Annotated in this window: 24 protein-coding genes; 20 read left to right on the top strand and 4 right to left on the bottom strand. The window is 45.4% G+C overall.

Features of this window, described 5'->3' with window-relative positions; genetic code table 11:
* Positions 1 to 3: 3 nt before the first annotated feature.
* On the bottom strand, positions 4 to 558 hold the full coding sequence (locus AAC052_RS01315) for a DUF4287 domain-containing protein (RefSeq protein ID WP_339810328.1): 555 nt from the start codon (positions 556 to 558) through the stop codon (positions 4 to 6).
* 336 nt (positions 559 to 894) lie between these two features.
* Entirely contained in the window at positions 895 to 1,086 is a 192-nt protein-coding gene (locus AAC052_RS01310) for a hypothetical protein (protein WP_339810327.1), read from the bottom strand.
* 222 nt (positions 1,087 to 1,308) lie between these two features.
* Between AAC052_RS01310 and AAC052_RS01305 the strand changes: the two genes are divergently transcribed.
* The 20 genes from AAC052_RS01305 to AAC052_RS01210 all read left to right on the top strand — a co-directional run bounded on the left by AAC052_RS01305 (position 1,309) and on the right by AAC052_RS01210 (position 22,918).
* On the top strand, positions 1,309 to 1,797 hold the full coding sequence (locus AAC052_RS01305) for a hypothetical protein (protein WP_339810326.1): 489 nt from the start codon (positions 1,309 to 1,311) through the stop codon (positions 1,795 to 1,797).
* Positions 1,798 to 2,073: 276 nt separating this feature from the next.
* Positions 2,074 to 2,775, top strand: a complete 702-nt coding sequence (gene cmk / locus AAC052_RS01300) for a (d)CMP kinase (RefSeq protein WP_152000428.1) — start codon at positions 2,074 to 2,076, stop codon at positions 2,773 to 2,775.
* 59 nt (positions 2,776 to 2,834) lie between these two features.
* Entirely contained in the window at positions 2,835 to 3,734 is a 900-nt protein-coding gene (locus AAC052_RS01295; RefSeq protein ID WP_317490330.1) for a 4-hydroxy-3-methylbut-2-enyl diphosphate reductase, read from the top strand.
* 136 nt (positions 3,735 to 3,870) lie between these two features.
* Positions 3,871 to 5,229, top strand: a complete 1,359-nt coding sequence (locus AAC052_RS01290; protein ID WP_339810323.1) for a Na(+)-translocating NADH-quinone reductase subunit A — start codon at positions 3,871 to 3,873, stop codon at positions 5,227 to 5,229.
* An 8-nt stretch (positions 5,230 to 5,237) separates the two neighbouring features.
* Positions 5,238 to 6,434: an NADH:ubiquinone reductase (Na(+)-transporting) subunit B gene (locus AAC052_RS01285; protein WP_339810321.1), complete on the top strand. Its 1,197-nt coding sequence runs from the start codon at positions 5,238 to 5,240 to the stop codon at positions 6,432 to 6,434.
* A gap of 28 nt (positions 6,435 to 6,462) precedes the next feature.
* Positions 6,463 to 7,182, top strand: coding sequence for an NADH:ubiquinone reductase (Na(+)-transporting) subunit C (gene nqrC, locus AAC052_RS01280; RefSeq protein ID WP_339810319.1), 720 nt, complete (start codon positions 6,463 to 6,465; stop codon positions 7,180 to 7,182).
* A 36-nt stretch (positions 7,183 to 7,218) separates the two neighbouring features.
* Positions 7,219 to 7,881 (top strand): NADH:ubiquinone reductase (Na(+)-transporting) subunit D, encoded by a 663-nt coding sequence (locus tag AAC052_RS01275; RefSeq protein WP_152000432.1) that lies wholly within the window; start codon positions 7,219 to 7,221, stop codon positions 7,879 to 7,881.
* 4 nt (positions 7,882 to 7,885) lie between these two features.
* Positions 7,886 to 8,497 (top strand): NADH:ubiquinone reductase (Na(+)-transporting) subunit E, encoded by a 612-nt coding sequence (gene nqrE, locus AAC052_RS01270; RefSeq protein WP_152000433.1) that lies wholly within the window; start codon positions 7,886 to 7,888, stop codon positions 8,495 to 8,497.
* A 76-nt stretch (positions 8,498 to 8,573) separates the two neighbouring features.
* Positions 8,574 to 9,158, top strand: a complete 585-nt coding sequence (locus AAC052_RS01265) for a DUF502 domain-containing protein (RefSeq protein ID WP_317490334.1) — start codon at positions 8,574 to 8,576, stop codon at positions 9,156 to 9,158.
* 223 nt (positions 9,159 to 9,381) lie between these two features.
* A complete protein-coding gene (locus AAC052_RS01260; RefSeq protein ID WP_339792247.1) occupies positions 9,382 to 10,047 on the top strand; it encodes a GNAT family N-acetyltransferase in 666 nt (221 codons plus the stop codon).
* A 35-nt stretch (positions 10,048 to 10,082) separates the two neighbouring features.
* Complete coding sequence (argG, locus tag AAC052_RS01255; protein WP_339810317.1) at positions 10,083 to 11,276, top strand: argininosuccinate synthase; 1,194 nt, start codon at positions 10,083 to 10,085, stop codon at positions 11,274 to 11,276.
* The gene (gene argC / locus AAC052_RS01250) at positions 11,263 to 12,249 is read left to right on the top strand and encodes an N-acetyl-gamma-glutamyl-phosphate reductase (RefSeq protein WP_339810316.1); all 987 of its coding nucleotides are present in this window, start codon (positions 11,263 to 11,265) and stop codon (positions 12,247 to 12,249) included. The genes argG and argC overlap by 14 nt, the downstream gene beginning before the upstream one ends.
* Positions 12,250 to 12,320: 71 nt before the next feature.
* The gene (locus AAC052_RS01245; RefSeq protein ID WP_339810314.1) at positions 12,321 to 13,271 is read left to right on the top strand and encodes an N-acetylornithine carbamoyltransferase; all 951 of its coding nucleotides are present in this window, start codon (positions 12,321 to 12,323) and stop codon (positions 13,269 to 13,271) included.
* A gap of 449 nt (positions 13,272 to 13,720) precedes the next feature.
* A complete protein-coding gene (locus AAC052_RS01240) occupies positions 13,721 to 16,873 on the top strand; it encodes a SusC/RagA family TonB-linked outer membrane protein (RefSeq protein WP_339810313.1) in 3,153 nt (1,050 codons plus the stop codon).
* A gap of 11 nt (positions 16,874 to 16,884) precedes the next feature.
* Complete coding sequence (locus tag AAC052_RS01235; protein ID WP_339810310.1) at positions 16,885 to 18,348, top strand: SusD/RagB family nutrient-binding outer membrane lipoprotein; 1,464 nt, start codon at positions 16,885 to 16,887, stop codon at positions 18,346 to 18,348.
* Between the two features lie 44 nt (positions 18,349 to 18,392).
* Positions 18,393 to 18,755, top strand: coding sequence for a hypothetical protein (locus tag AAC052_RS01230; protein WP_339810309.1), 363 nt, complete (start codon positions 18,393 to 18,395; stop codon positions 18,753 to 18,755).
* Between the two features lie 147 nt (positions 18,756 to 18,902).
* The gene (gene argB / locus AAC052_RS01225; protein WP_339810307.1) at positions 18,903 to 19,685 is read left to right on the top strand and encodes an acetylglutamate kinase; all 783 of its coding nucleotides are present in this window, start codon (positions 18,903 to 18,905) and stop codon (positions 19,683 to 19,685) included.
* Between the two features lie 5 nt (positions 19,686 to 19,690).
* Positions 19,691 to 20,770: a M20 family metallo-hydrolase gene (locus AAC052_RS01220; protein ID WP_339810304.1), complete on the top strand. Its 1,080-nt coding sequence runs from the start codon at positions 19,691 to 19,693 to the stop codon at positions 20,768 to 20,770.
* Positions 20,771 to 20,792: 22 nt separating this feature from the next.
* Entirely contained in the window at positions 20,793 to 22,130 is a 1,338-nt protein-coding gene (gene argH / locus AAC052_RS01215) for an argininosuccinate lyase (RefSeq protein WP_339810301.1), read from the top strand.
* Between the two features lie 86 nt (positions 22,131 to 22,216).
* Positions 22,217 to 22,918, top strand: a complete 702-nt coding sequence (locus tag AAC052_RS01210; RefSeq protein ID WP_339810297.1) for a head GIN domain-containing protein — start codon at positions 22,217 to 22,219, stop codon at positions 22,916 to 22,918.
* Positions 22,919 to 22,936: 18 nt separating this feature from the next.
* Here the strand turns inward: AAC052_RS01210 and AAC052_RS01205 are convergent, their stop codons facing one another.
* Positions 22,937 to 23,506 (bottom strand): YdeI/OmpD-associated family protein, encoded by a 570-nt coding sequence (locus AAC052_RS01205; RefSeq protein ID WP_339810295.1) that lies wholly within the window; start codon positions 23,504 to 23,506, stop codon positions 22,937 to 22,939.
* A gap of 84 nt (positions 23,507 to 23,590) precedes the next feature.
* Positions 23,591 to 24,043, bottom strand: a complete 453-nt coding sequence (locus AAC052_RS01200; RefSeq protein ID WP_152000448.1) for a cold shock domain-containing protein — start codon at positions 24,041 to 24,043, stop codon at positions 23,591 to 23,593.
* Positions 24,044 to 24,169: the final 126 nt, after the last annotated feature.

Here is a 24,169-nt window from a genome sequence, read left to right as displayed (position 1 = left end):
AACTCACCCTGCCTGCTCGTAGGCTTCTTTCAACCATCCTATAGTTTCAGCGGAGATTTCTCCGGCAGACTCAAGTTTGATTTTGTGCGAACACATGGAATTAGCCGAGGTGATTTTTTCCAAAACGCCACTTGATTCGTCTCCTTTCAAGTTGACCCCAATTTCGAAGCGGGTTTTAGTAGCGGGTGTGAGCATAGCAAACTGCTTTTTGCGTCGCAGGCTCACGTAGGCCTTTTTCGGCGCTACTTCCACGTCGACGCCAAATTTCTTTATTTCCACCATCAGCTGATCGTAAATGGGCTTTAAAGCCTCTTTGCCTTTATATTGTTCTGTAACCAGGTCGGCGAGGTTGGCTGCTGAGCCCGCATCGGATCCCTTCGCCTTGTGAGCCACCAAATTGGCGTACCCGTGTGTGAGGCCGTGCATTTCCTTCAAAAGCTTGATTATTTCACCATGTTTCGAAAGCCCGGTGCTTTTTACTAGTGCTATCCATTCATCCAGCGACTTTCCGGAGTTTTTCTCCAGGTTGTCGATCATAGTTTGCGCTGCCTGATCCATTGCTCCTAAAAGTTTGATGCACTTCCAATATAAGAAGGCTGAATAAAAGATGGTAAAGCCGACAACCGAAGCCGCAAAAATGCCGCCTCAAACCTGATATTTGGTAGCTTGATGTTTCCTCCATCATCAACAGCAGGTAACCGGGCTGACCTTAAGCAATGCGAGATAGCCGTTTGTCAATCTTTCAGAGGGCTCTTATAATTTTCCTGGGTCGCTCTATTTGTGCTGTATTAAATTACGTATCTTCGGCTTGACGAAATATTCTTTGGTGTTCACAACACAATGCCGTTGATCTTCGTTAAAGTATACAATTCGACGATGAAGTTGAAAAGGACACTATTTGTTGTTACGCTTTGCTTCTGGGGGCTGTTGTCCGTCAGTGGTTTTTCGTTGCCCCACCACGGAGGTTCCAAAGTTGACAATGCTGTCCATCTTAAAAGCCAAATTCTCCACTCTCTCGATCTGCAGAGTGTACTGGCCGGAGAGGAAGTTGAAGATGATATCAGATCCAAAAATCATTTCCCTCATTTCGTTGGTCTGGTTGGACGTTTTGTTAGCGTCAGCGAATCGGTATCGCCCGAAGATCGAAGAAATCTCCCTCCTTCAAATACGTTAAAGGTATTTTCACTCTACCATCAGTTTTTTTAAAGTAGCTTTTTGATACCGGTATCCGGTTTGATCCTGCCCTGCACTATTGGTGCCAGGAAGATAGTTTTTTTCACATCTGATCATTCTCAAAAAGTTATTGCAATGAAGACAATAGAAATATTGGTCGCTTTGGCCATTTTGCTCCCAATCGTGCTTTTCTATATAAAGAAAAAGCTTAGTTCCAGAAGAACCCCACCTGATTATTTAAAGAAGATAAGCCTGGAAAACGAGTTGGATATCACAGATTTCGAGGATCTGCCAGGAAAGTTTCTGGTGATGGATACGCTCCACAAAAAACTCCTTTTTAGTAGGTATGCCAGCTCCAAAGTGCAGTCGCTGGTGATTGACCTCAGCCGGATACTTAGTTGCCGGATGGAAAAGGAAGTGATTATTACCTCCGGTCATGCCCACATAGAAAAGATCGGCCTGGTGTTCAAACACAAGTTTCACAAAGGTGAAGAGGATATTCACATTCCTCTTTACGATAGCCATAAGGATGGAATGGACGAGGCCTTTCACTACTATGAAATAGCCAAAGGGTGGGTGAAAAGAGTAGAGCAAGGTCTTGACAGGCAAGTGCAAGTCAATTGAGTGATAGGTTAACGTACACCCTTTCGGACATTTCGAAAGGGTGTATTTCTAGCTAGCTTTTTATCGTTAGCTGATCTATGATTACCTTTAAACCATGAAAAATTTCCCCCGCTCAATACAAGGACTTGCGGCTATATTATTGATTTTTGCATCATCAGTTCTTTTTGAAGGTTGCAGGGCTTCTCAGTTTAAAACCCAGAAAGCCCGCACAATTAAAAAAGGAAAACCCATACCTTGCCCGCTCAAGGACTGCTAATATTCAATAACTGATATTTGATGCAAAAAATAGTAATTGCTATCGATGGTTACTCGGGTTGCGGAAAAAGCACAACAGCACGAGCCGTTGCTGGTCTTTTGGGTTACATCTACATAGATACAGGTGCCATGTACAGATCGGTTACTTTGTATTTTATTGACAACCATGTTTCGCTTACTGACCCCAGGGCAGTTTCGAAGGCACTTGAACAAATTGATATAACATTTCATTACAATGCTACCAAGAAGGTAAATGAGGTGTATTTAAATGGGTTGAACGTAGAAAAAGAAATACGGGGAATGGATGTATCACAAAAGGTAAGCGATGTAAGTGCCATTAAGGAAGTAAGGCATGCCTTGGTAGCTCAGCAAAGAAAAATGGGCAAGAGCAAAGGGGTGGTGATGGATGGAAGAGATATTGGTACTGTGGTATTTCCTGATGCAGACCTTAAAATATTTATGACAGCCGACCTATATGTGCGTGCTGAGAGACGTCAGAAGGAGTTATTAGGCAAAGGCCAGCTCGTAGAGTTGGAGGAAGTGATTGAAAACCTGCGATCCCGAGACGAAATAGACACCTCCAGAAAAGAGAGTCCCTTAAAGAAGGCAGCAAATGCTATTGAAATTGACACCACACATATTACCTTTGAGGAACAAATAGAGCTCATTACCAACCTGGCCACGAGCAAATTAATTTCCGGAGTTGATCGAAACAAGAACTAAAAGCTTGTTTCAAAATTTTGAAATCGATCAACGAAGCAAGTAGGGCAGGAAAAAGCGTTATGAACATTACTATCGACAAAAATTCTGGGTATTGTTTCGGAGTTGAATTTGCCATTAAAATGGCAGAGGATGAAATGGAAGACAATGGTCAGTTATATTGCCTGGGCGACATCGTTCACAACGACATGGAAGTCAGGCGCCTTTACCAGAAAGGTCTCCGGATTATCAGCCGGGACGACCTGAAAAACCTCCACAATACAAGGGTGCTGATTAGAGCACACGGCGAGCCGCCGGAAACGTATCAATTGGCTCTTGAAAACAATATTGAACTAATAGACGCCTCTTGCCCGGTTGTGTTGAAACTCCAGAATAGAGTGAAGCACGCCTACGACAATATGAAAAAAGTGGAGGGGCAGATTGTCATTTATGGCAAGGAGGGGCATGCAGAGGTAATTGGGCTTGCCGGGCAAACCAGAGAAGAGGCTGTTATTATTATGACAGACCAGGATTTGGATAAGCTCGACTATTCCAGGCCAATCACGCTCTTTAGCCAAACTACCAAGTCAACAAAGGGCTTTTATCATATCAAAGCGCTCATTGAAGACCGAATTCGTGAGAATAAGGGTGAGCTGCGAATTCAGGATTTCGATGCCAACGATAGCATTTGCCGCCAGGTGTCGAACAGAGAGCCTCAAATGAGGAAGTTTTCGGAAGAGCAGGATGTGGTGTTGTTTGTTGCCGGAAAAAAGAGTTCAAATGGACGGGCTTTGTACGAAGTATGCCTTTCCATCAATCCAAGAAGTTACTTTATTGAGAGCGAAGAGGAGCTGGACTTGAACTGGCTTGTCGATGCTGAAAATATAGGTATTTGTGGAGCTACGTCCACTCCCATGTGGTTAATGGAGCGGGTAGCAGAATTCATCAAGGAAAAAAGTCCTAGTGAACCAACAATTGCTTAAATGTGCTGTTTATGTAAGTGAAAATGAGGGTGGTAAAAAACCTTCACACGAATAATTTCACTTACCTTTTAGTTGAGTTAAATTTTATTAATTTTGCCACGTTTTAAAGGATTTCGGTCTATTTTACCTATTGAAAATGTCTAAATTCGTAAAGCTCAAAAAAGGGTTTAATATCAATCTCGCAGGCAAGGCCGAGGAAAAAATTGGTGAAATTCAACAACCTGAGACTTTCGCAGTCAAACCAACCGACTTTCAGAGAATTACTCGCCCCAAACTACTGGTGGAAGAAGGAGCCAGCGTGAAGGCTGGTACACCCCTGTTTTTCGACAGGCTTCAGGAAAACGTAATGTACACTTCGCCTGTTAGCGGGGAGGTAGTTGAAATAAAGCGGGGTGAGAAAAGAAAGCTTCTTGAGATCAAGATCCTTGCGGACAAGAAAATAACACACGAGCAGTTTACCAAGTTCACGGTGTCCGAAATGAGCTCTCTTACAAAGGAAACAGCTACGGAGCTCCTGACTAAGAGTGGTGTATGGCCAAATATTATTCAGCGCCCCTTCGGAAGTATAGCCGACCCAACTGCCACACCGAAGGCGATATTTATTTCAGCATTTGATACCAACCCCCTTTCTCCTAACTATGGCATCTTATTTAAGGGGCAGGATCAATTCTTTCAGGCTGGTATAGATGTTCTTAAGAAATTCACACCAGGCGTTGTACATGTTAACACCAATGCTGACGCTGAAGTGCTTCCCATGTTTGCGCATGTGAAAGGTGCCGAAGTCAATAAGTTTTCCGGGCCGAACCCTGCTGGCAATGTGGGTGTTCAAATCCACCACCTTGATCCAATTAATAAAGGAGACCTTGTTTGGACTGTTTCGCCTTATGGCGTGATTCAGATAGGAAAGCTGTTTCTTGAGGGAATATACGATGCCTCTAAAGTGATAGCAGTTTGTGGTTCTGAGGTGAGCAATCCACAGTATTACAGCACATACTCAGGAGCCAATGTAGGCAGGTTCTTAGAAGGTAACCTTAAATCGGATCACGTCAGAGTGATTTCAGGGAATGTGCTTTCAGGCGAAGCAGTTGGAAAAGACGGTTTCTTAGGATTCTTTGCCAACCAGGTAACTGTTATCCCGGAAGGAGATAAGGAAGAGTTTTTGGGTTGGATACTACCAACTTTCAATAAGCTGAGCTTTCAAAGGGCATTTGGGCTGTTTGCCAATACAAAAAGAGAGTTTGTGCTGGACACAAATACCCACGGTGAGCAACGCTCATTCGTTCAGTCTGGCAACCTCGAAAAGGTGCTCCCAATGGATATTTATGTCACTTACCTCATGAAAGCTATTTTGGCTGAGGACTATGATGACATGGAAGCTTTGGGTATTTACGAGGTTATCGAAGAAGACTTGGCACTTTGCGAATTCGTCGATGTTTCGAAAAACGATATCCAGAAAATACTAAGACAAGGACTTGACTTAATTCAATATAGCTAATCGTATTTATGAAGTTCTTACAAGATTTCTTCGATAAACTAAAACCTTTTGTAGAGAAGGGTGGGAAGTATGAAAAGTATCATACGCTTTATGAAGGCCACAGAACTATTGTGTTTGCCCCAGACCTTACCACCGGAAAGAAAGGTTCCCAGGTAAAAGATGCTGTAGACCTGAAGCGAATGATGTTTACTGTTATCATCGCTATGATTCCGTGTTTGCTGTTTGGCATGTGGAATGTTGGTCATCAGCATTTTCTGGCAACAGGGGTTGAGGCTGAACTAATAGATAAAATATTGATTGGAGCATTGAAAGTGGTTCCTATCATCATTGTTTCTTACGCAGTAGGCCTTGGTGTTGAATTCGTTTTCTGTGTGATCAGGCAGCACCCCGTAAGTGAAGGGTTCCTTGTGACGGGCTTGCTGATACCGCTTGTGATGCCAGCCACCATTCCTCTTTGGCAGGTAGCATTGGCTACTGTGTTTGCAATAGTTATAGGAAAAGAAGCCTTTGGAGGCACAGGGATGAACATACTTAACGTGGCGCTTGTAGCCAGGGCGTTCCTTTATTTCGCCTATCCAACTGCTATTAGCGGCGAGGTTTGGACATATCTTGGTGATGCTGCGCCAGTAGCAGCCTACTCGGGTGCCACACCTTTGGCAATTGCTGCCAGCACTGTGGGCAACCCCGGGGCTACCCCGGTTGTGGATTTACTCAACGATTCATGGTCAGCAGGTATTTATGATTTCTGGAATATGTTCCTGGGTATAATGCCAGGCTCAATAGGTGAAACGTCTACTTTGATGTGCCTGATCGGTGCAGCCATCTTGGTTTTAACCGGAGTAGGTAGCTGGAAGATAATTGTGGCGGTTTTTGCTGGTGCTTACTCAATGGGACTTATCTTCAATCTCGTTGGCCTTAATGAGTTTATGTTGATGCCGGCACAGTACCACTGGGTAATTGGAGGTCTGGCTTTTGGTGCCGTATTTATGGCTACCGATCCTGTTACAGCTTCTCAAACTGAAACTGGCAAATGGATTTATGGATTCCTGATAGGATTATTAACAGTCTTGATCCGTGTGTTTAACCCGGCATATCCGGAGGGAATCATGTTGGCGATACTTCTTATGAATGTATTTGCGCCACTTATCGATTATTACGTAGTACAAGCAAACAAAAAACGGAGGCTACAACGTGCGACAGTCTAACGCTTATGTTCTTTTATTTTCGGGAGTGATGACCATCATACTTGGTGGCGCTTTATCACTTGCCTCGGTTGGCCTTAAGCCAGCCCAAACCAAGCAGATTGAGCTTGATACCAAGAAGAAAATCCTGGGTGCGGTGATGGATATTTCCAACCTCAAGACAGGAGAGGAAGTATTGGCACTGTATGACAAGCGATTTAAGTCTGTGGTTGTAGATATCAACGGTAATCCGGTTGAGAAGGACGCTAAAGGCAATCCTTTGATCGCTGAAAAGATCGATATTCAGAAGAACCACAAAGTAGCCAAGGAGGAAAGAAACTACCCAGTTTTTATGTTCCTTGACGAAAACGACCCATCGAAAGTGATTGCCTACGTTTTCCCGATGTTTGGTAGCGGCCTTTGGGATTGGATTTCTGGTTACATGGCTTTGGATGGTGACCTGAATACTATCAAAGGAGTTGCATTTGACCATAAATCGGAGACTCCCGGACTTGGAGCGAGAATCACTACTCCGGAGATTCAGGGACGCTACGTTGGAAAGGAAATATTTGAAAATGGTGATTTGGTGTCTGTTACCATGGTGAAGGGAGAAAGTGGCAAGCCACAAGACGCTCACCATGTAGATGGAATGTCGGGTGCAACACTTACTGGAAAAGGGGTGAATGCAATGCTCGAAAATTACCTTTCGTCTTACACTGCATTTATTAAAAAGCAAAAGTCAGCTAGCGGGCAATCTGCAATGGCTTTTTGATTAGAAGAGATTAATAAACACTAAAATCAGTTTGCGATGAGCACTGAAACGCTAGAAAAACCAGTAGTTAAAGAAGCGGAACCTTTATTCTCGAAAAGGCGGAAGAAGTTTGTTACCGATCCGCTGAACGACGATAACCCGGTTACTGTTCAGGTGTTGGGTATTTGCTCGGCATTGGCAGTAACTGTGAAAATGCAGCCTACTCTTGTGATGGCGATTGCCGTTACGCTGGTAATTGTATTTTCTAACCTTCTTATTTCTCTTATGCGTACCCTTATTCCCAACAGGGTGCGTATCATCGTACAGCTAGCAGTAGTGGCAACGCTCGTGACATTGGTAAGTGAGGTGCTAAAGGCCTATGCTTTCGATATGTATAAGGTTTTGGGAGCTTACGTGGGTCTGATCATCACCAATTGCATTGTGATGGGTCGCCTTGAGGCCTTTGCGCTGGCTAATAAGCCATACGATTCAATGCTTGACGGTTTGGGTAGTGGCCTTGGTTATTCATGGATCATCCTGGCCGTGGCTTTCTTCAGAGAGCTTTTTGGATCGGCTTCTATATTTGACTTCAAAGTATTTGCCGCCATGGGACTGGACTTTCCAACCAACGGATTGATGGTTGACCCAATCGGCGCATTTATGATACTTGGGTTGATCATTTGGGTACAGAGAACTAAAAACGGTTACGTAGAACACTAAGAACATGGAAGCATTAAACATATTCATTAAGAGTGCATTTATCGATAATATGATATTTGCCTATTTTCTTGGCATGTGTTCATTCCTGGCCGTTTCCAAAAAAGTGAGCACGGCAATTGGTTTGGGTGCTGCTGTAATTTTCGTTTTGGGTATTACCGTGCCGATCAACTGGGTAATGCAGACTTTCATACTGAACGAAGGGGCACTTAGCTGGCTTGGGGCTAGTTTTGAAACGATAGACCTAAGCTTCCTTACCTTTATCATGTTTATTGCCATCATTGCAGCCATTGTGCAGCTGGTGGAAATGATCATTGAAAAAGCTTCTCCTGCGCTTTATGGCTCCCTGGGTATATTTCTTCCCCTGATCGCTGTAAACTGCGCCATTCTTGGGGCTTCTCTTTTCATGATCCAGAGAGACTATACGATTGTGGAAGCAACAGCCTACGGTTTGGGATCCGGAGTAGGGTGGATGCTCGCCATTGTGGCACTGGCCGCAGTAAGAGAAAAGCTCAAGTACTCTCACGTGCCAGATGGCCTCAAAGGTCTTGGTCTTACGATGTTGATTACCGGATTGATGGGGATTGCATTTAAGTCCTTTATTGGAATCGCTATTTGATTGCCGCAAAAACAATAACAAAACTTCGATATCAAAGAAGGCTTTGCACTAAATTGCAAAGCCTTTTTTATTGTATATGAGTAGAGTAGTAAGTTATTTCTTAAAGGGATTGGTGTTTGTGGTGCCACTGGCGCTTACTGTTTATGTGAGTGTGGGGGTGGTGCGATGGCTTGATGGGTTGATTCCAATCGACATTCCAGGCCTTGGTATCCTGGCGATACTGGCAGGCACGCTCATGATCGGTTACCTGGCTACCTATTTTATCACCAAACCCTTTTTTGAGTATTTTGAAAAGATTCTGAAGAGACTGCCGCTGGTCAATATGATTTATTCGTCGTTTAACGACCTGATGACGGCTTTTGTAGGCGATAAGAGGAAGTTTGATAAAGCTGTAGTGGTCAATATGGATGCGCACGGCATACTTCAAAGAATTGGTTTTATAACTAATGAGGATCTCAAAGCAATCAACTTACCAGGGAAGGTGGCTGTTTATTTTCCCATATCTTACAGCATTGCTGGCGACTTGTATATTGTGGACAGGGCGAATATCACACCGTTAGATATTCCTGCGATGGAGATCATGACTTTCCTGGTTTCAGGAGGAATGACTGACTCTTTCGGGAAATACAAGAAGAAATTTCGGGATACCACCAAAAAATGAAACAATTGCTTGTATTGATTCGTTGAGCGACATACATTTGTGCCCATAATTACCAAACAGTTGTTTACAATACTTACATATTGTCCCTCAGTAAACAATTTTAGGCCAAGTACTCCGAGGCCATAGGCCTTGCTATACCCCAGTGGTACCTACGTGGTATCCTTTTCTCCCCAGTCTGTTTTTTCTTTTTTCTCAAAACTATTAACCGTAGGGTTTTTGTACAATGACACAATTTTCTGTCAGGGTAGCGACAGCTGCCGACGTTCCGTTTGTTGAAACAATCTGCCAGCAGATAGAGGAAAGCGCTCTAAAGAGAGGTACCGGCATCGCCAAACGTTCTCCCGAGTATATCGCTAAAAAGATGCTGGAAAATAAAGCAATTGTGGCCTTTACTAAAGGTGGAGACTGGGCCGGCTTTTGCTACATCGAAACCTGGAGCCATGGCAAGTTTGCTGCCAACTCCGGCCTGATCGTTCACCCGGATTTCCGCAAGGAGGGGCTCGCCAAGAGAATCAAAGAAAAGGCGTTCGATCATTCACGTAAAATGTTCCCGAATGCGAAGCTTTTTGGCTTAACCACCAGCTTGCCGGTGATGAAAATCAACTCCGATCTTGGCTACGAACCCGTAGTTTATTCAGAGCTTACTGAAGACGAGGATTTTTGGAAGGGCTGTGCCAGCTGCGTGAATTACAGCATTCTGATGAGTAAGAACAGAACCAACTGTATTTGCACCGCTATGCTTTTCGACCCAAAAGAACAGTCGGAGAAAAGGTGGAATTTCATTAAGAAATCAAAGGTTTATGAGCGTCTTGTGAGGCTCAAGCGGGCAGCTTTTCTTAAATTCACGGGAAAGAAAGCTGCTGAGCAGGTAAGCTTGCAGAGAGCTTAGAAAATCATCGGGTAGCATCGTTCAAAATATTACTAATGAAGAAGAAAGTTTTATTGGCCTATAGTGGAGGGCTTGATACCTCCTATTGTTTGATCTATTTGCAGTCGTTGGGTTACGAGGTGCATACGGCCTTAGCTGACACGGGAGGGTTTACCAAAGAGGAGTTGGATGTGTTGGCAACAAAGGCCAACAAACTTGGAGCGGCAAGCCATCAGGTGCTCAATATTGTAGAAGAGTATTATCAGGAAGGTATCAGGTTTTTGCTCTATGGCAACGTGCTGAAAAACCAGGCTTATCCACTGTCTGTGAGTGCGGAGCGGGTTTTTCAGGCTAGGGCAATTGCCAGGCTGGCTAATCATCTGAATGTGGATGCGATTGCCCATGGTTCTACCGGCGCTGGCAACGACCAGGTCCGCTTCGACCTTGTTTTTCAGGCGCTTTGCCCTGGCAAGGAGATCATAGCACCGATAAGGGAGAAAAAACTTAGCAGGGAGGAAGAAATCCAATTCCTGAAAGAGCACAAGGTAGATATGAACTTCGATAAGGCTCTATACTCAGTAAACCAGGGGCTTTGGGGTACGTCAGTAGGAGGAAAGGAAACGCTTGGCTCAAACGGCTTTTTACCCGAGGAAGCTTTCCCGAGCAAGGTTACTGAGTCGGCGTCAAAGTCCATTGTCATCGAATTTGAGAAGGGACAACCAGTTGGATTAGATGGAAAGAAAATGAAGCCCGTGGAAGTTATTAAAGCGCTCAATGCGCTGGGAGGTAGCTACGGTATAGGAAGAGATATCCACGTGGGCGATACGATACTAGGTATTAAAGGAAGAGTTGGTTTTGAAGCGCCAGCACCGGCCATTCTCATCAAAGCCCATCAGGGACTTGAAAAGCATGTGCTGAGTAAATTTCAGCTTCAGATCAAAGAACAACAATCGCTGTGGTACGGACAGCTGATGCATGAAGGCCTTTGGCTGGATCCGGCATGCCGCAATCTGGAGGCCTTTCTGGAAAGCTCCCAGGCAAGGGTAACGGGTAAAGTCTTTGTGGTGCTGGCTCCCTATCGTTTTCAGGTGCATGGTATCGAGTCGAAGTTTGACTTAATGAATAACCTGTTTGGTAAATATGGAGAAATGAACAGCCTTTGGTCGGCAGACGATGCGAAAGGCTTCGCCAAGATATTTGGAGTGCAACAAATGATCATTCAAAAAGTAGGGGAGCATGCCGGAGAGTAAAGAATCGAAAATAACAGCAGGTATATGGGGTGCCGCTGGCTACACTGCCGGGGAGCTTGTTCGGATACTCCTTAATCATCCCAAAGTATCGCTCGGCCATTTGGTGAGCGAAAGCCAGGCTGGGTCGCCTATTACCAGTATCCACACCGACTTACTTGGAGAGACCGACCTGGTGTTTGCTGAGAAGTTTGACAGCTGGCCTGATGTCATTTTCTTGTGTAAGGGCCACGGCGCTTCGGTAGGTTTTCTAAAAGAGCAGGCCATCCCCGAGTCAACCAAGGTGATAGACCTCAGTCATGACTTCCGGTTATCGTCCAACCCTCTGGGTTTTGTATATGGACTTCCCGAGCTCAATGCCGATAAGGTGAAAAAAGCAAGACTGATTGCCAATCCGGGTTGTTTTGCTACAGCAATGGAATTGGCTCTGCTGCCAGCTGCTTCTGCTGGTTTGCTGAAAAGTGAAATACATATTTCCGGCATCACAGGGTCTACAGGAGCAGGCCAGTCGCTTAGCCCGACCAGCCATTTCACATGGAGAGAAGGTAACATGTCTGCCTACAAAGTGATGGAGCACCAGCACCTGGCTGAAGTGGCTGAAACACTTTCTTTCGCTTCGCTGGCAGAGGTTCCACCCATCAATTTTATTCCTTACCGGGGCAACTACACCAGAGGGATTATCACCACGGCTTATTTCGACTATGCTGGTGATGAGGCAAAACTTGTAAAGCAGTACACTGATTTTTACAAGAAAACGCCCTTCACACATGTCTCCTCTGTGAATCCCGATTTGAAGATGGTAGTAAACACCAACAAGTGTGTGGTTTACCCAAAAAAGGTGGGCAACAAAGCGGTGGTTATTTCTATTATCGATAACCTCTTGAAAGGTGCGTCGGGTCAGGCGGTTCAAAACATGAATCTTGCTATGGGTTGGGAGGAGAGGACGGGCCTCCAGTTGAAGGGAGTGGCTTTCTAGCAAAATAAAAAGCCTTGCAACTTCCCAAAAGTTTGCAAACTTTCGTGACTCATAGTAAACCTACCTAAGCAATGAACAATTTCTTATCCTTAGACGACTTAAGTGACCCGATGGCTTTTGCGAGAGAAGCTATTGAATTGAAGAAGAATCCATTGGCAGACATGCACCTTGGAAGAGGAAAAATGCTGGGAATGGTTTTTTTTAACTCGAGTTTAAGGACAAGAATGAGCGTGCAAAAGGCCGCTTTTAATCTTGGCATTCAAACCATGGTGCTCAACGTGGGGGGCGACTTGTGGACACTTGAAACTCAGGATGGAGCCGTAATGAACGGAAAGGCTGCTGAACATATCAAGGAAGCTGTGCCGGTAATGGCTAATTATTGTGATATACTTGCCGTTAGGTGCTTTCCGGGGCTGGAGAACAGAGACATTGATTCTGAGGAAAAAATTTTAACCGCCTTCGCCACTAAGTCGGGGAAGCCGGTAGTTAATATGGAGTCGGCTACGCTGCACCCGCTGCAATCACTGGCTGACTTGATAACGATATTGGAGCATCAACCAAAGCCGAGGCCAAAGGTCGTGCTTTCGTGGGCGCCCCACATCAAACCACTTCCCCATTGTGTTTCCAATTCGTTTTCTCAATGGATGAATAAAGCTGATGTAGAGTTTGTGATTACCCACCCAAAAGGGCTTGAGCTTGGAACGAAATATACCAAAGGTGCGGTAATAGAGTTTGACCAAAAGAAGGCGTTTGAAGGGGCAGATTTTATTTATGCTAAGAACTGGTCGTCATATAACGACTATGGCAAATTTATGGACGCTCCGGAGTGGATCATCGATGCTGAGAAGATGGCGTGGACAAATCAGGCCAGGTTTATGCATTGTCTGCCGGTTCGACGGAATGTGGAGGTGGCCGATGATGTGTTGGATGGGCCACATAGTATCGTGGTGAAACAGGCAGCCAACCGGGAATTTGCTACGCAACGAGTTTTAAAGGAATTATTGAAAGAGTTAAAGCATTGATTTGTGTTCAATGAATCATTTTTATTTTAATGAAAATAACAATTTTTTCACCTTTTAGGTGATAATTTATCAATTTCAGATGTTTTAGGTCTAGCCGATTTGCAAAAGTCTAGACTCGTTGGATTTATATTTGGCTTTTTTGCATTTAGTAGGTTGAAAATTTCATTTTATACCGATCCGGCGATATTTTTGATATACAACAATGCTCTATTGAAGATCAACACCCACGATCGAAAAAGTAGTTAGGTAGTATATAGTACAGTATAATCCTCTTATCAGATTGGTGATTTAGTGAGCTCAAGCAGTGCACGCTTTTCAGTAGCTCCTGGATCAGGCTCAACACCCGAGCTTTAATACGCAGACATTTTAGCAGCACCCCTCGACCTCACGCCGCATTTGCGGTTCGTGCTTGAATTCTATTGATCTATCTGTAACGAAAACTGTAATCTATGAAAAACAATTCTACGACGTTGATGTTGGCAAGAAGTTTTCTGCTAATGTTATTCATTAAGTGCATCTCTGTTTTTCCTGCAAGTGCTCAGGAACGCATTATCAGAGGCAAAGTGACTTCAGAAGAAGACAAGAGCGGTATTCCAGGAGTAAATATTGTGGTCAAAGGAGCCACAACTGGCACCATTTCCGACGGTGACGGAAATTACTCGCTTGGAGTGCCAGCGAACGCTGAAACCCTGGTTTTTTCTTTTATCGGCCTTGAAACCCAGGAAGTGGCCATCGGCTCGCAGTCGGTTATCGACTTAGCGATGAGCTCAGATGTAAAGCAGCTTACGGAGGTAGTTGTAACTGCCTTTGGTATGGAGCGTAACAAAGCAGCGCTGGGCTATTCCATACAAAGTGTTGGAGGGGATATTGTTAGCAAAGTACCCAACCAAAATATTGTGAATAACCTTTCGGGCAGGGTGGCTGGCTTGCAAGTGTCGGGCAACAGCGTGCCTGGAGGTAGTCCGGAGTTTATCATTCGTGGTTTTTCGTCTGTAAGCGGCAACAACCAACCGTTAGTTGTCATCGATGGCGTGCCCATTCAACAAACGTCGAATAGTACATCGACAGAAAGAACAAATAACCAAAGATTTGGAGGTGGTCTTTCGGAAATCGACCCGAACAACATTGCCGAGATCAGCTTACTGAAGGGGCCAAATGCAGCGGCGCTTTATGGGTCAAGAGCTGCTAATGGTGTTATTCTTGTTACGACCAAGAGCGGGAAGAACAACAAAGGTATTGGCGTTGATGCCAACTTCAGCACCACTTTCGAAAACCCTTTGGTGAAGCCAAAGTTCCAGAACACCTATGCAGGTGGCTACGGATATAATTCATGGTATGCGGACGGCTGGAGCGGTACTGTGGATGGCTTCAAGGGCACCCGTGGTACAGATGAAAGCTGGGGTGCACCTATGGACGGCAGACTTGTTCGGCAGTGGTGGACCGGCACAGAGACAGCGCCACTTGTGCCTCAGCCAGACAACTGGGAACAGTGGTGGGAAACAGGAAGAACCACGGTTAGCACGGTGGCCATCTCAGGCGGCAACGATAACGGAAACTTTCGTCTGGCCATTGGCAGAACCGATCAGGATGGTATTGTCCATAATAATAATTTCTGGAGAAATAACTTCAGGTTGAATTCAACCTATAAGTTCACTGATAAACTGTCGATCACAACGATTGGCGAGTATATTAAATCAGGATCTGATAACAGGAACTTTCTGAGTAATCAAACTTTCATTTGGCACCATAGGGATGTTGACTATGATAAGCTTCGCAATTATAAGGACTATGAAGATGTGCATATCCAGAGAGCGGGCAATACCGAGCCGCCTAACTGGCAGCACACCTATTTCACCAATCCTTACTTCATCGAAGAGGTGCTTGTGCGGCCCAATGAAAAGGACAGGTTTCTTGGCAATGTCGCATTGAACTATGAGTTCAACGAGTGGCTGAGTTTGATGGTACGGTCGGGCACGGATGTTTGGACTGATACAAGATTGAATATCATAGCCTACGAAAGAACGAGAAACTCTTTTGGTAGAGGCTCTTACAGCGAAGAGGTGCTAAGGAGACAAGAAACTAACTCTGACTTCATTTTCACACTGAACAAAGATTTGACCCCCGACCTGAAACTGACGGCGCAAGCCGGAGGCGTTTCAAGGGTTAATTATTATAAACGCAACTATTCAGAGGTGCAGCAGCTCACCATCGACAAGGTGTACAACCTTGGAAATAATGCTTCACCCAATATCGATGCGAGTGCAGTAGAAGAATCCCAGGTAAATAGTTTGTTCGGGTCGTTTCAGATTGGATACAACAACTACCTGTTTCTTGATGTAACAGGCAGAAATGATTGGTCAAGCACCTTACCAGCTTCAAATAATTCCTTCTTTTACCCTTCTGTGTCATTGAGTGGTGTTGTTACTGAAATGCTGGGGATAAAGAACTCAGTGCTTTCATTTGGAAAAGTAAGAGCAAGCTGGGCGCAGGTGGGCAACGATGCTGACCCTTATTTACTGCAGCAGGTATTTAGTCCGACAGGTTTGTGGGATGGAGCTATCCCGAAATTTGCGGAAAGCAAGGAGATTGCTAACTCCAGCCTCAAGCCAGAAATTACCACTGGAATTGAGCTGGGTGCCGACTTACGCTTTCTTTCCGGCAGGATTGGTCTGGATCTCACCTATTATAATCAAACCACCCGGGATCAGATTCTTGGTGTAGATATCTCAAGAGCTTCCGGATATACCCGCCGAGTCTTGAATGCAGGAGAGATTCAAAACAAAGGCGTGGAGGTTCAACTCAATGGAACACTGGTACAAGTTGCCAACAGCCTGAGATGGGATATAGGGGTTAACTTTTCAAAAAACAGAAACGAAGTCGTTGCTCTGGCCGATGGGCTTACCTCTCTGACTTTATGGTCTGAAAGAGGCGCTTCACTGGAGGCACGTGTCGGCGAGCCTTATGGCAACCTTTATGGTAACAAGTTTGCCAGGGCCGATGACGGTCAGTTGCTCTATAAAAATGGCTACCCTTATAACCTTGCCGGACAGCATGTGATTGGCAATATTACGCCTGATTGGCTGGCTGGAGTGTCTAATACATTCAGCTATAAAGGTGTTGCCCTCAGCGTGCTTTTCGACATGAAGAAAGGTGGGGCACTTTACGACATGGGGGTGAGCTTGCAAAGGGTGACTGGTGTGCTGGAAGAAACCGGCGTTGGTCGTGAGGAAGGTGTGATTGGTGCTGGTGTCAAAAACATGGGGACTGAGGAAAGCCCACAGTATGTCAACAACGACGTGGTGGTTCCTGCTCGTAACTTCTACGGGTACTACAGCGGTCGCCAGTATCATGAGGCTGCTGTTTTTGATGGGACTTATGTGAAGCTTAGAGAGGCATCGTTGTCCTATACCCTGCCTGCAAAATGGATGAGCAATAACTTCCTTCAGTCGGTTTCAGTGTCTGTGGTAGGCCGCAATCTTGCTATCCTTTTCAAAAACACGGTTCATGCTGATCCTGAAATTAGCAGTGCAAGCCTGGGCTATAGCTACGGTCAGCTGCCCAGCACAAGAAGCATGGGTTTCAGCGTAAATGTTAAATTTTAAATAGCCATACAATGAAGAAATATATATCAATTACACTGAGTGCTGTGGTGCTGATACTGGCTTCATGCACAGGAGATTTTGAAGAGCTAAACACAAACCCCAACCGGCCTGTAAGTGTAGGTGCGCAGTTTTTGTTGCCGCAGGCATTGCAAACTACAATTGATAACTATTGGGGAAATAAGACCAGAAACCAAAGGCTCAACTTTGACCATGCGATGTCGTGGGTAGGGTATATTTCCCGTAATATTTATGAAAATGAGGGAGACAATTACAATGTGCAACCCTCGGTAAATATATCCAACTGGGAGGTTTTCTATACAGATGGGCTTATCAATTTTCAGAAGATTGTTGAAATAGCGGGGCCCGATGGCGGTAAGTACAATCCTAACTACATGGGAATTGGGATTGGTATGAAGGCGTGGATATTTTCTATGTTAACCGATGTATGGGGCGCCATTCCCTATTCCGAGGCAGCCAGAGGTACGGATGCAGAGGCGATTTTCTCTCCGGCCTACGACTCGCAGGAAACTGTGTACGCCGGCATTATTGCCGACCTTGAGGAAGCTAATAGCCTCCTTGACGCTTCAGGACCAAGTGTTTCCGGGGATATCCTTTTCAATGGAAATATCCTTATGTGGAAGAAGTTTTTTAATTCCCTTCGCTTTCGACTGTTGAACAGGCAAGCGCATATTGTGACAGGTTCGGGGGCGATAATGCAAGCGATGCTAGATGATCCGGCCACCTATCCGATGATGGAAAGCAATGCTGAAATGGCTGCCTTGACTTATGGATCACGTCCGACCAACAACCCCTGGCATGATATACTCATCCTTCAGGGCAGAACCGACTGGAATATGAGCAGCACACTTGTTGACAAAATGGGCGAAATGGGAGACCCAAGGCTGTCAGTTTTTGCGACGCCGGGAGAGTTTGCTGAGGGTGAGATTTTGGGAACGCCCAATGGACTTCCGGGTTCTGTTGGCTCAAATTACCTGGGTTATAGTGCGATCATTAATCCAGATAATTTTGCTCAGGAAACGTCATCGGTTATCCTGATGAGCTATGCCGAACTGCTGTTTTTGAAGGCAGAAGCCGCTTTGGAGGGGGACATCACGGGAGACCCTCAGATGTATTTTGATCAGGCTGTTCAAGCTTCATTTGACCAGTATGATACAACCATGTCGACGGGATTTGTTGCGTCTTTAGGCCCTGTTTCAAAGGAAAATATTATCACTCAAAAGTGGGTGGCACTATTTGGTCAGGGTATAGAGGCATGGACTGAGCTGAGACGCACAGGTTTTCCAGTGCTTCCTGCGGCCGATCCAAGGGCTTTGTTTCAAAACGACGGTGTGCTTCCTACAAGGTTAGTGTATCCTTCCACTGAGTATTCACTAAATGGGACAAATGTTGAAGCCGGTGCAGCACTCAATGGTGGCCCCGACGACATGAAAACAGCTCTCTGGTGGGTGGAATAATCCGACGTGAAAAAATGATGATAACAAAATCAAGCGTAGAAAAGATGAAAAAGATATATATAGTTGCTCAAATCTTTGTAGTGGCACTTGTTTTCTCAGCCTGTGAAAAGGAGGATGAACTCATTTTGCCAAGGGTAGCGTCGCCAGTGCTGTTGGTGACCGAGGACGGAACGGACAATGTGATGGCGTATTTTTATGAGCTTGACAAGTCCGGTATTTTGAATCAGTCAGTTGGGATTGATACGATTCCGGTTGCCGGGTTGTCGATTGAAGTTTTTGCTGCCGGAGTAGCTTTGGGGAACTTTGAAACGGGAACTGACGGAGCCATTTCTATTGACTTTACAGATACTAAGCCAAATGAATACGTTGGAGAATATAAAGGAATCGCCTTTAGAATCTTCAAATAGCAAAAAAAGGAACTTGTAAACTTTAGCATCCGGGAACCCATGAGTGAAAGCTCATGGGTTTTTTTCTGTTTTATTCCTTTTACTGCATATAGAAGTATATTTTTGAAGCTGCATTCGAAAGATGATTTTGTAGAGGCCTAAAGAGTAATGAAGAATTTAACGGTAGTGAAAGTTGGTGGTGGGGTACTGGAAAATGAGGAGTCTTCCAGCCAATTTCTTAAAGCATTTGCAGCGCTGGAGGGGAATAAACTGTTAGTACATGGTGGAGGAAGGCTGGCGGACCAGTACCTTCTCAAGCTTGGCCTTAAGCCAAACATGGTGAATGGCAGGCGGGTAACTGATAAGGATACGCTTGAAGTGGTGACTATGGTGTATGGTGGCCTGGTGAACAAACAGTTAGTTGCAAACCTGCAAAGCCGCAAGGTGAACGCCATTGGATTAACAGGTGCCGATGGCAACCTGATAGTGAGCGTAAAGCGTCCTTCTGATGATGGAGTTGACTGGGGCTTTGTCGGTGATCCTATCGAGGTAAATGCCGATACCCTGAATGACCTTGTTGCGCAGGGTACGGTGCCAGTGATTGCGCCACTCACTCACGATGGGAAGGGGACATTGCTTAACACCAACGCCGATACCATGGCAACGGTGGTGTCAGTGGCTTTGGCGAGGCATTATGAAGTGACTCTCATCTTTGCCTTTGATAAGGCCGGAGTGCTCACCGATGTGGACGATGACAATTCTGTGGTTGAAAAGATAGATGAAGCGGGCTTTGCTGAAATGAAAGCCTCCGGACAAATTCATTCGGGAATGATACCCAAGCTTGAAAGCGCTTTCGAAGCCCTGAATGAAGGAATAAGGAAGATACGAATTGTGGGCTTTGCTAATATTTCAAATGAAAAAGCGGGCACAACGCTCCAGCTAGAAAAATAGAATACATGACAGTAAAAGAGTTGACCGAAGGGTCAGTCCAGCTATTGAAAGACCTCATTGCTATTCAGTCTTTTAGCCGAGAAGAAGACCGGACTGGTGATGCTATTCAGAATTTTTTTGAGGAGCACGGCGTGCCTGTACAAAGGGTGCAGAATAATATCATTGTAAAAAATAAGCATTTTGAGTCTGGCAAACCTGCGATCTTGCTCAACTCTCACCATGACACCGTCAAACCCAACAAGGGTTATACCAGGGATCCATTTCTAGCTCATGTGGAAGAAGGCAAACTTTTCGGACTGGGCAGCAACGATGCTGGGGGCCCCTTGGTCTCGCTTATAGCTACTTTTTTGCATTTTTATTACAAAACCGATTTGGCCTATAATGTTTATCTGGTGGCCTCCTCGGAGGAGGAGGTGTCGGGCAAGGAGGGGATAGAAATCGCCTTGCCGGTGCTGGAAAATGTGGAAGTAGGGGTAGTGGGTGAGCCCACTGGCATGAATATGGCAGTGGCCGAAAAGGGACTGATGGTGTTAGACTGTGAGGCCAAAGGTGTGGCCGGTCATGCTGCAAGAGACATTGGAGAAAATGCTATTTACAAGGCGATAAAAGATATTGAATGGATCAGAGCTCAGAAGCTGCCCAAGACTTCGCAATGGCTTGGTCCCGTGAAGATGTCGGTGACCGTAATCAATGCCGGGTCGCAGCATAACGTGATCCCCGATTCCTGCAAGTTTGTGGTGGATGTGAGGGTCAACGATTGTTATACTTTGCCTGAGATAGTTGACTTTATAAAACAGGGCGTTAGTTCAGAAGTGGTTCCCAGGTCGATGAGGATGAATCCATCGACTATTCCCGTTGAGCACCCACTTGTTTTGGCCGCTAAAAACCAAAACATCCATTTATTTGGCTCTGATACCACGTCAGATCAGGCGCTCATGCCATTTAGTACCGTAAAAATGGGGCCTGGACTGTCGGAGCGTTCTCATACTGCCGACGAGTTTATCTACCTTTCAGAAATAGAAGAGGGGATAAAAATATACATTCGTCTTCTGGAAGAAGTGTTAACCAAACCAACGCCTGCTTGACCAGGTGTTTTTATCGTACGAAATGAAACTTTGGGATAAGAATATAACCACCAATCAGGCAGTGCATCAGTTCACTGTCGGCAACGATCAGGTGCTGGACATGCAGCTTGCAGCTTTCGATATTTATGGCAACATGGCCCACAGCAGGATGTTGCAATCTATTGGCATCCTTACGGAAGGCGAGTCAAAAGAGCTGCATAAAGGTCTGCTGAAATTGTTGGCTGAAGTGGAAGCGGGCAATTTCTCCATTGCACCCGACACTGAAGACATCCACTCTGAAGTAGAATTTCGGCTCACCGAAACGCTCGGCGATCTTGGTAAAAAGATTCACACAGGGCGCTCCAGAAACGATCAGGTGCTGGTGGACTTGAAAATGTATGTGAGAGCTGAGATCGAAGAAGTGGTTCGGCTTATTGAACAGCTGGTCAGGCTTCTGGGTGAAAAAAGCGAGGCATACAAAGAAGTGCTTCTGCCGGGCTACACACATTTTCAGGTGGCCATGCCATCTTCAGTGGGGTTGTGGCTTGGAGCCTATGCTGAGTCCCTTACAGATGACCTTGAGCTACTTTTGGGGGCTTACAAGCAGGCCAACAAAAACCCACTTGGTTCCGGTGCGGGTTATGGCTCTTCCTTTCCTTTAGACAGAGACCTTACAACCAGGCTATTGGGTTTCGATGCCCCCAATGTGAATGTGGTTTATGCACAAATGACCCGTGGCAAGCTTGAGCGTTCTACACTCTACTCACTGGCGGGGGTGGCGCAGTCGCTTGCCAAGCTGGCTTATGACAACTGCCTTTACATGAGCCAAAACTATGGCTTTCTGTCTTACCCCGATGAGCTAACAACGGGCTCCAGCATTATGCCCCACAAGAAGAACCCTGACGTGTGGGAGCTGATCCGGGCCAAATGCAACGAAGTATCTGCGACTCCAACGGTGATTCAGCAGGTGACTGGCAACTTGCCCTCTGGTTACCACCGTGACTTTCAGGTGCTGAAAGAGTACCTGATGCCATCCATTCAAAAAGTGAAAGACTGCCTGGCGATGACGCACCTTATGGTGTCAAATGTGAAAGTCAAAACGGACCTGGTAGCCAAGCCGGAATACGACTACCTGTTCACGGTGGAAAAGGTAAATGAATTGGTGCAAGCTGGCATGCCGTTTAGAGAGGCCTATCGTGAGGTGGCCAAAGAAATAGGTGCCGGCACCTACAAGCCCAACCGGAACATCAAGCACACTCACCTGGGGTCAGTCGGCAGTTTAGGGAACGAAAGAATAAAGGCCATGATGGAGGAGCGGGTGGCTGCTTTCAACTTTGGTAAAGTGCATTCGGCATTGGACTCCCTTAAGAAGGGGCAGTAGTCTCTGGTGCATATGTTCACTGGCGCATTATCAGCTTAGCGGAAACCTTTCAATAGTTCATGGTACTTTAATAGAAAGCAGGTACAATGAAATCGATAGGTTTATTTCTTCTTCTTTCTCTTTCTCTGGTTTTCGCTGGCCACGCACAAAATGCCATGGTAAGTGAGCGCCGGGATTTGAGGCCGTTTAGTGCCATTTATGCCAGGGGGGGCATTGATGTGTATATCAAGCAGAATGACTCCACCACCACACTTGTTGAGGGCACCTTGCCAGAGATGAAATATCTTATGACAGAGGTTGTGGAGGATGTTTTGTATATCTACTATTCAGATAAAGGGCTGAAAGATGGAAGAAACCGCAAGGGCCGGGTGTATATTACTATCCCAACGATAGCCGGAATAAAAAGCAGAGGAGGTTCTGATGTGTATGGAGAAGGCGTTTTTAGATTGGATGCCCTGGAACTCATAGCCACTGGAGGAAGTGACATTCGAATGGCGGTAGCAGCAAAGAAGCTTGTTGCCAACTCTTCAGGTGGGGCCGACATTATTCTCAGTGGAGAAACCGATTTCTTCAAGGCTGATGCATCTGGCGGCAGCGACATCAATGCTCATGATTTGAAGGTAAAAAGGGCAGAGCTTCAAGCCGGAGGCGGAGCCGACATTCACATATCTTTCGTAGACGAATTGTCAGCAGAAGTTCACGGCGGTGCTGATATTACTTACAGAGGCACACCTGACAAAGTGTATGTTGTGCAGAAGGGCGGCGGGGATGTGAAGAGAAGGAATTGAGACTTTTTACCTTTTACCCTATCTTCTTAGTTGCTTGATCTTTATGTTGGCGGCCGAATCCTCAATCAGCGTCGTCAGTCTTTTCAGTCGTGTGACTTCCTGTTTGGCACTAATCACCCACCAAATAGCAGGTTTTTTATAAGAGGGAATCATTTTGCTGAAATTGCGCCACGCTGTTTTATTTGCTCTGAATATGCGTTCATAGTCTTTACCAAGGGTAACTTCTTTTTCTCTAAAGGAATAAAGATCTGACATTTTATCTTCCCTCATCCTAAATATTTCAAGGCCTGCCGGGAGCATGAGTCCCAGTTTTGTGAGCTCGTCAATCTTTTTGATATTCACCGGACTCCAGATGCTTTTTGGCCTGCGGGGTGTGAAACGAATGGAGTAGCTCTCTTCGTCTATCGACCTCCTTATGCCATCTATCCAGCCAAAGCAAAGCGCCTGATCAACCGACTCTGGCCAGGTAATGCTCGGCTTGCCTGAACCGACTTTGTAAAACCCAATCACTAGCTCCTTTTCTGAATCATGATTGCTTTCGAGCCACTTGCGAAAGTCTTCCGGCGTAGCAAAGAAGGTGGGTGACATTGTTTGGTATTCTAAAGCAGAGATAGAAAAATGATCATCCTCCCGCAGAAGGAGGATGATGGGCTACCGCTAGAGGTTAATCGATTATTTCACCAACTTAACGTTGATGGCATTCGCTCCTTTTGGAGTCATTTCAGTTTCGAAAGTGACTTTATTGTCTTCTTTAATCGGCTCCATTAAGCCTTTGGCATGGACAAAAACACTTTGTTGAGATTCCAGGTCTTTGATAAATCCGTATCCTTTCGATTCATTGAAGAAGGTGACGATACCTGTTCTGGTGGGGTCTATAGGCTCGTTGGAATGTTTGGGAACTCCAATTTCTATGTCGCCGGCTTTGGTGACTTTCTTTTTCTTTGGGTCGGGTGGGGTGGAAGTAAAATTGCCATCTTCATCGATATACATTAGCATATCTTCCAGGCTCTGGCCTTTAGATGAGTTGGCTTTTCTTTCTTCTTTCTTTTCTTCTTTTTCCTTCCTCTTCTTTAACTTTTTCTTCTCTTTCTCTTTCTTGTTAAACGTTTCTTGCGATTTACCCATTATAAGTATTTTGGTTTTAGTTGAAATTACCTGAAACAACCCGAGCGGCGATTTTCGGCGTTTTGCAACTCGAATGTAGATCGCAGCGAAAGAAGAAGAGCCCGGGAAAGCAATCCAGCAACCACA

The organism is uncultured Imperialibacter sp. (assembly GCF_963974565.1).
In the GTDB taxonomy this organism is placed as follows: Bacteria; Bacteroidota; Bacteroidia; order Cytophagales; family Cyclobacteriaceae; genus Imperialibacter; species Imperialibacter roseus.
Note: the sequence above shows the minus strand (reverse complement) of the source record. Positions and strands in the feature narration are given on the sequence as shown.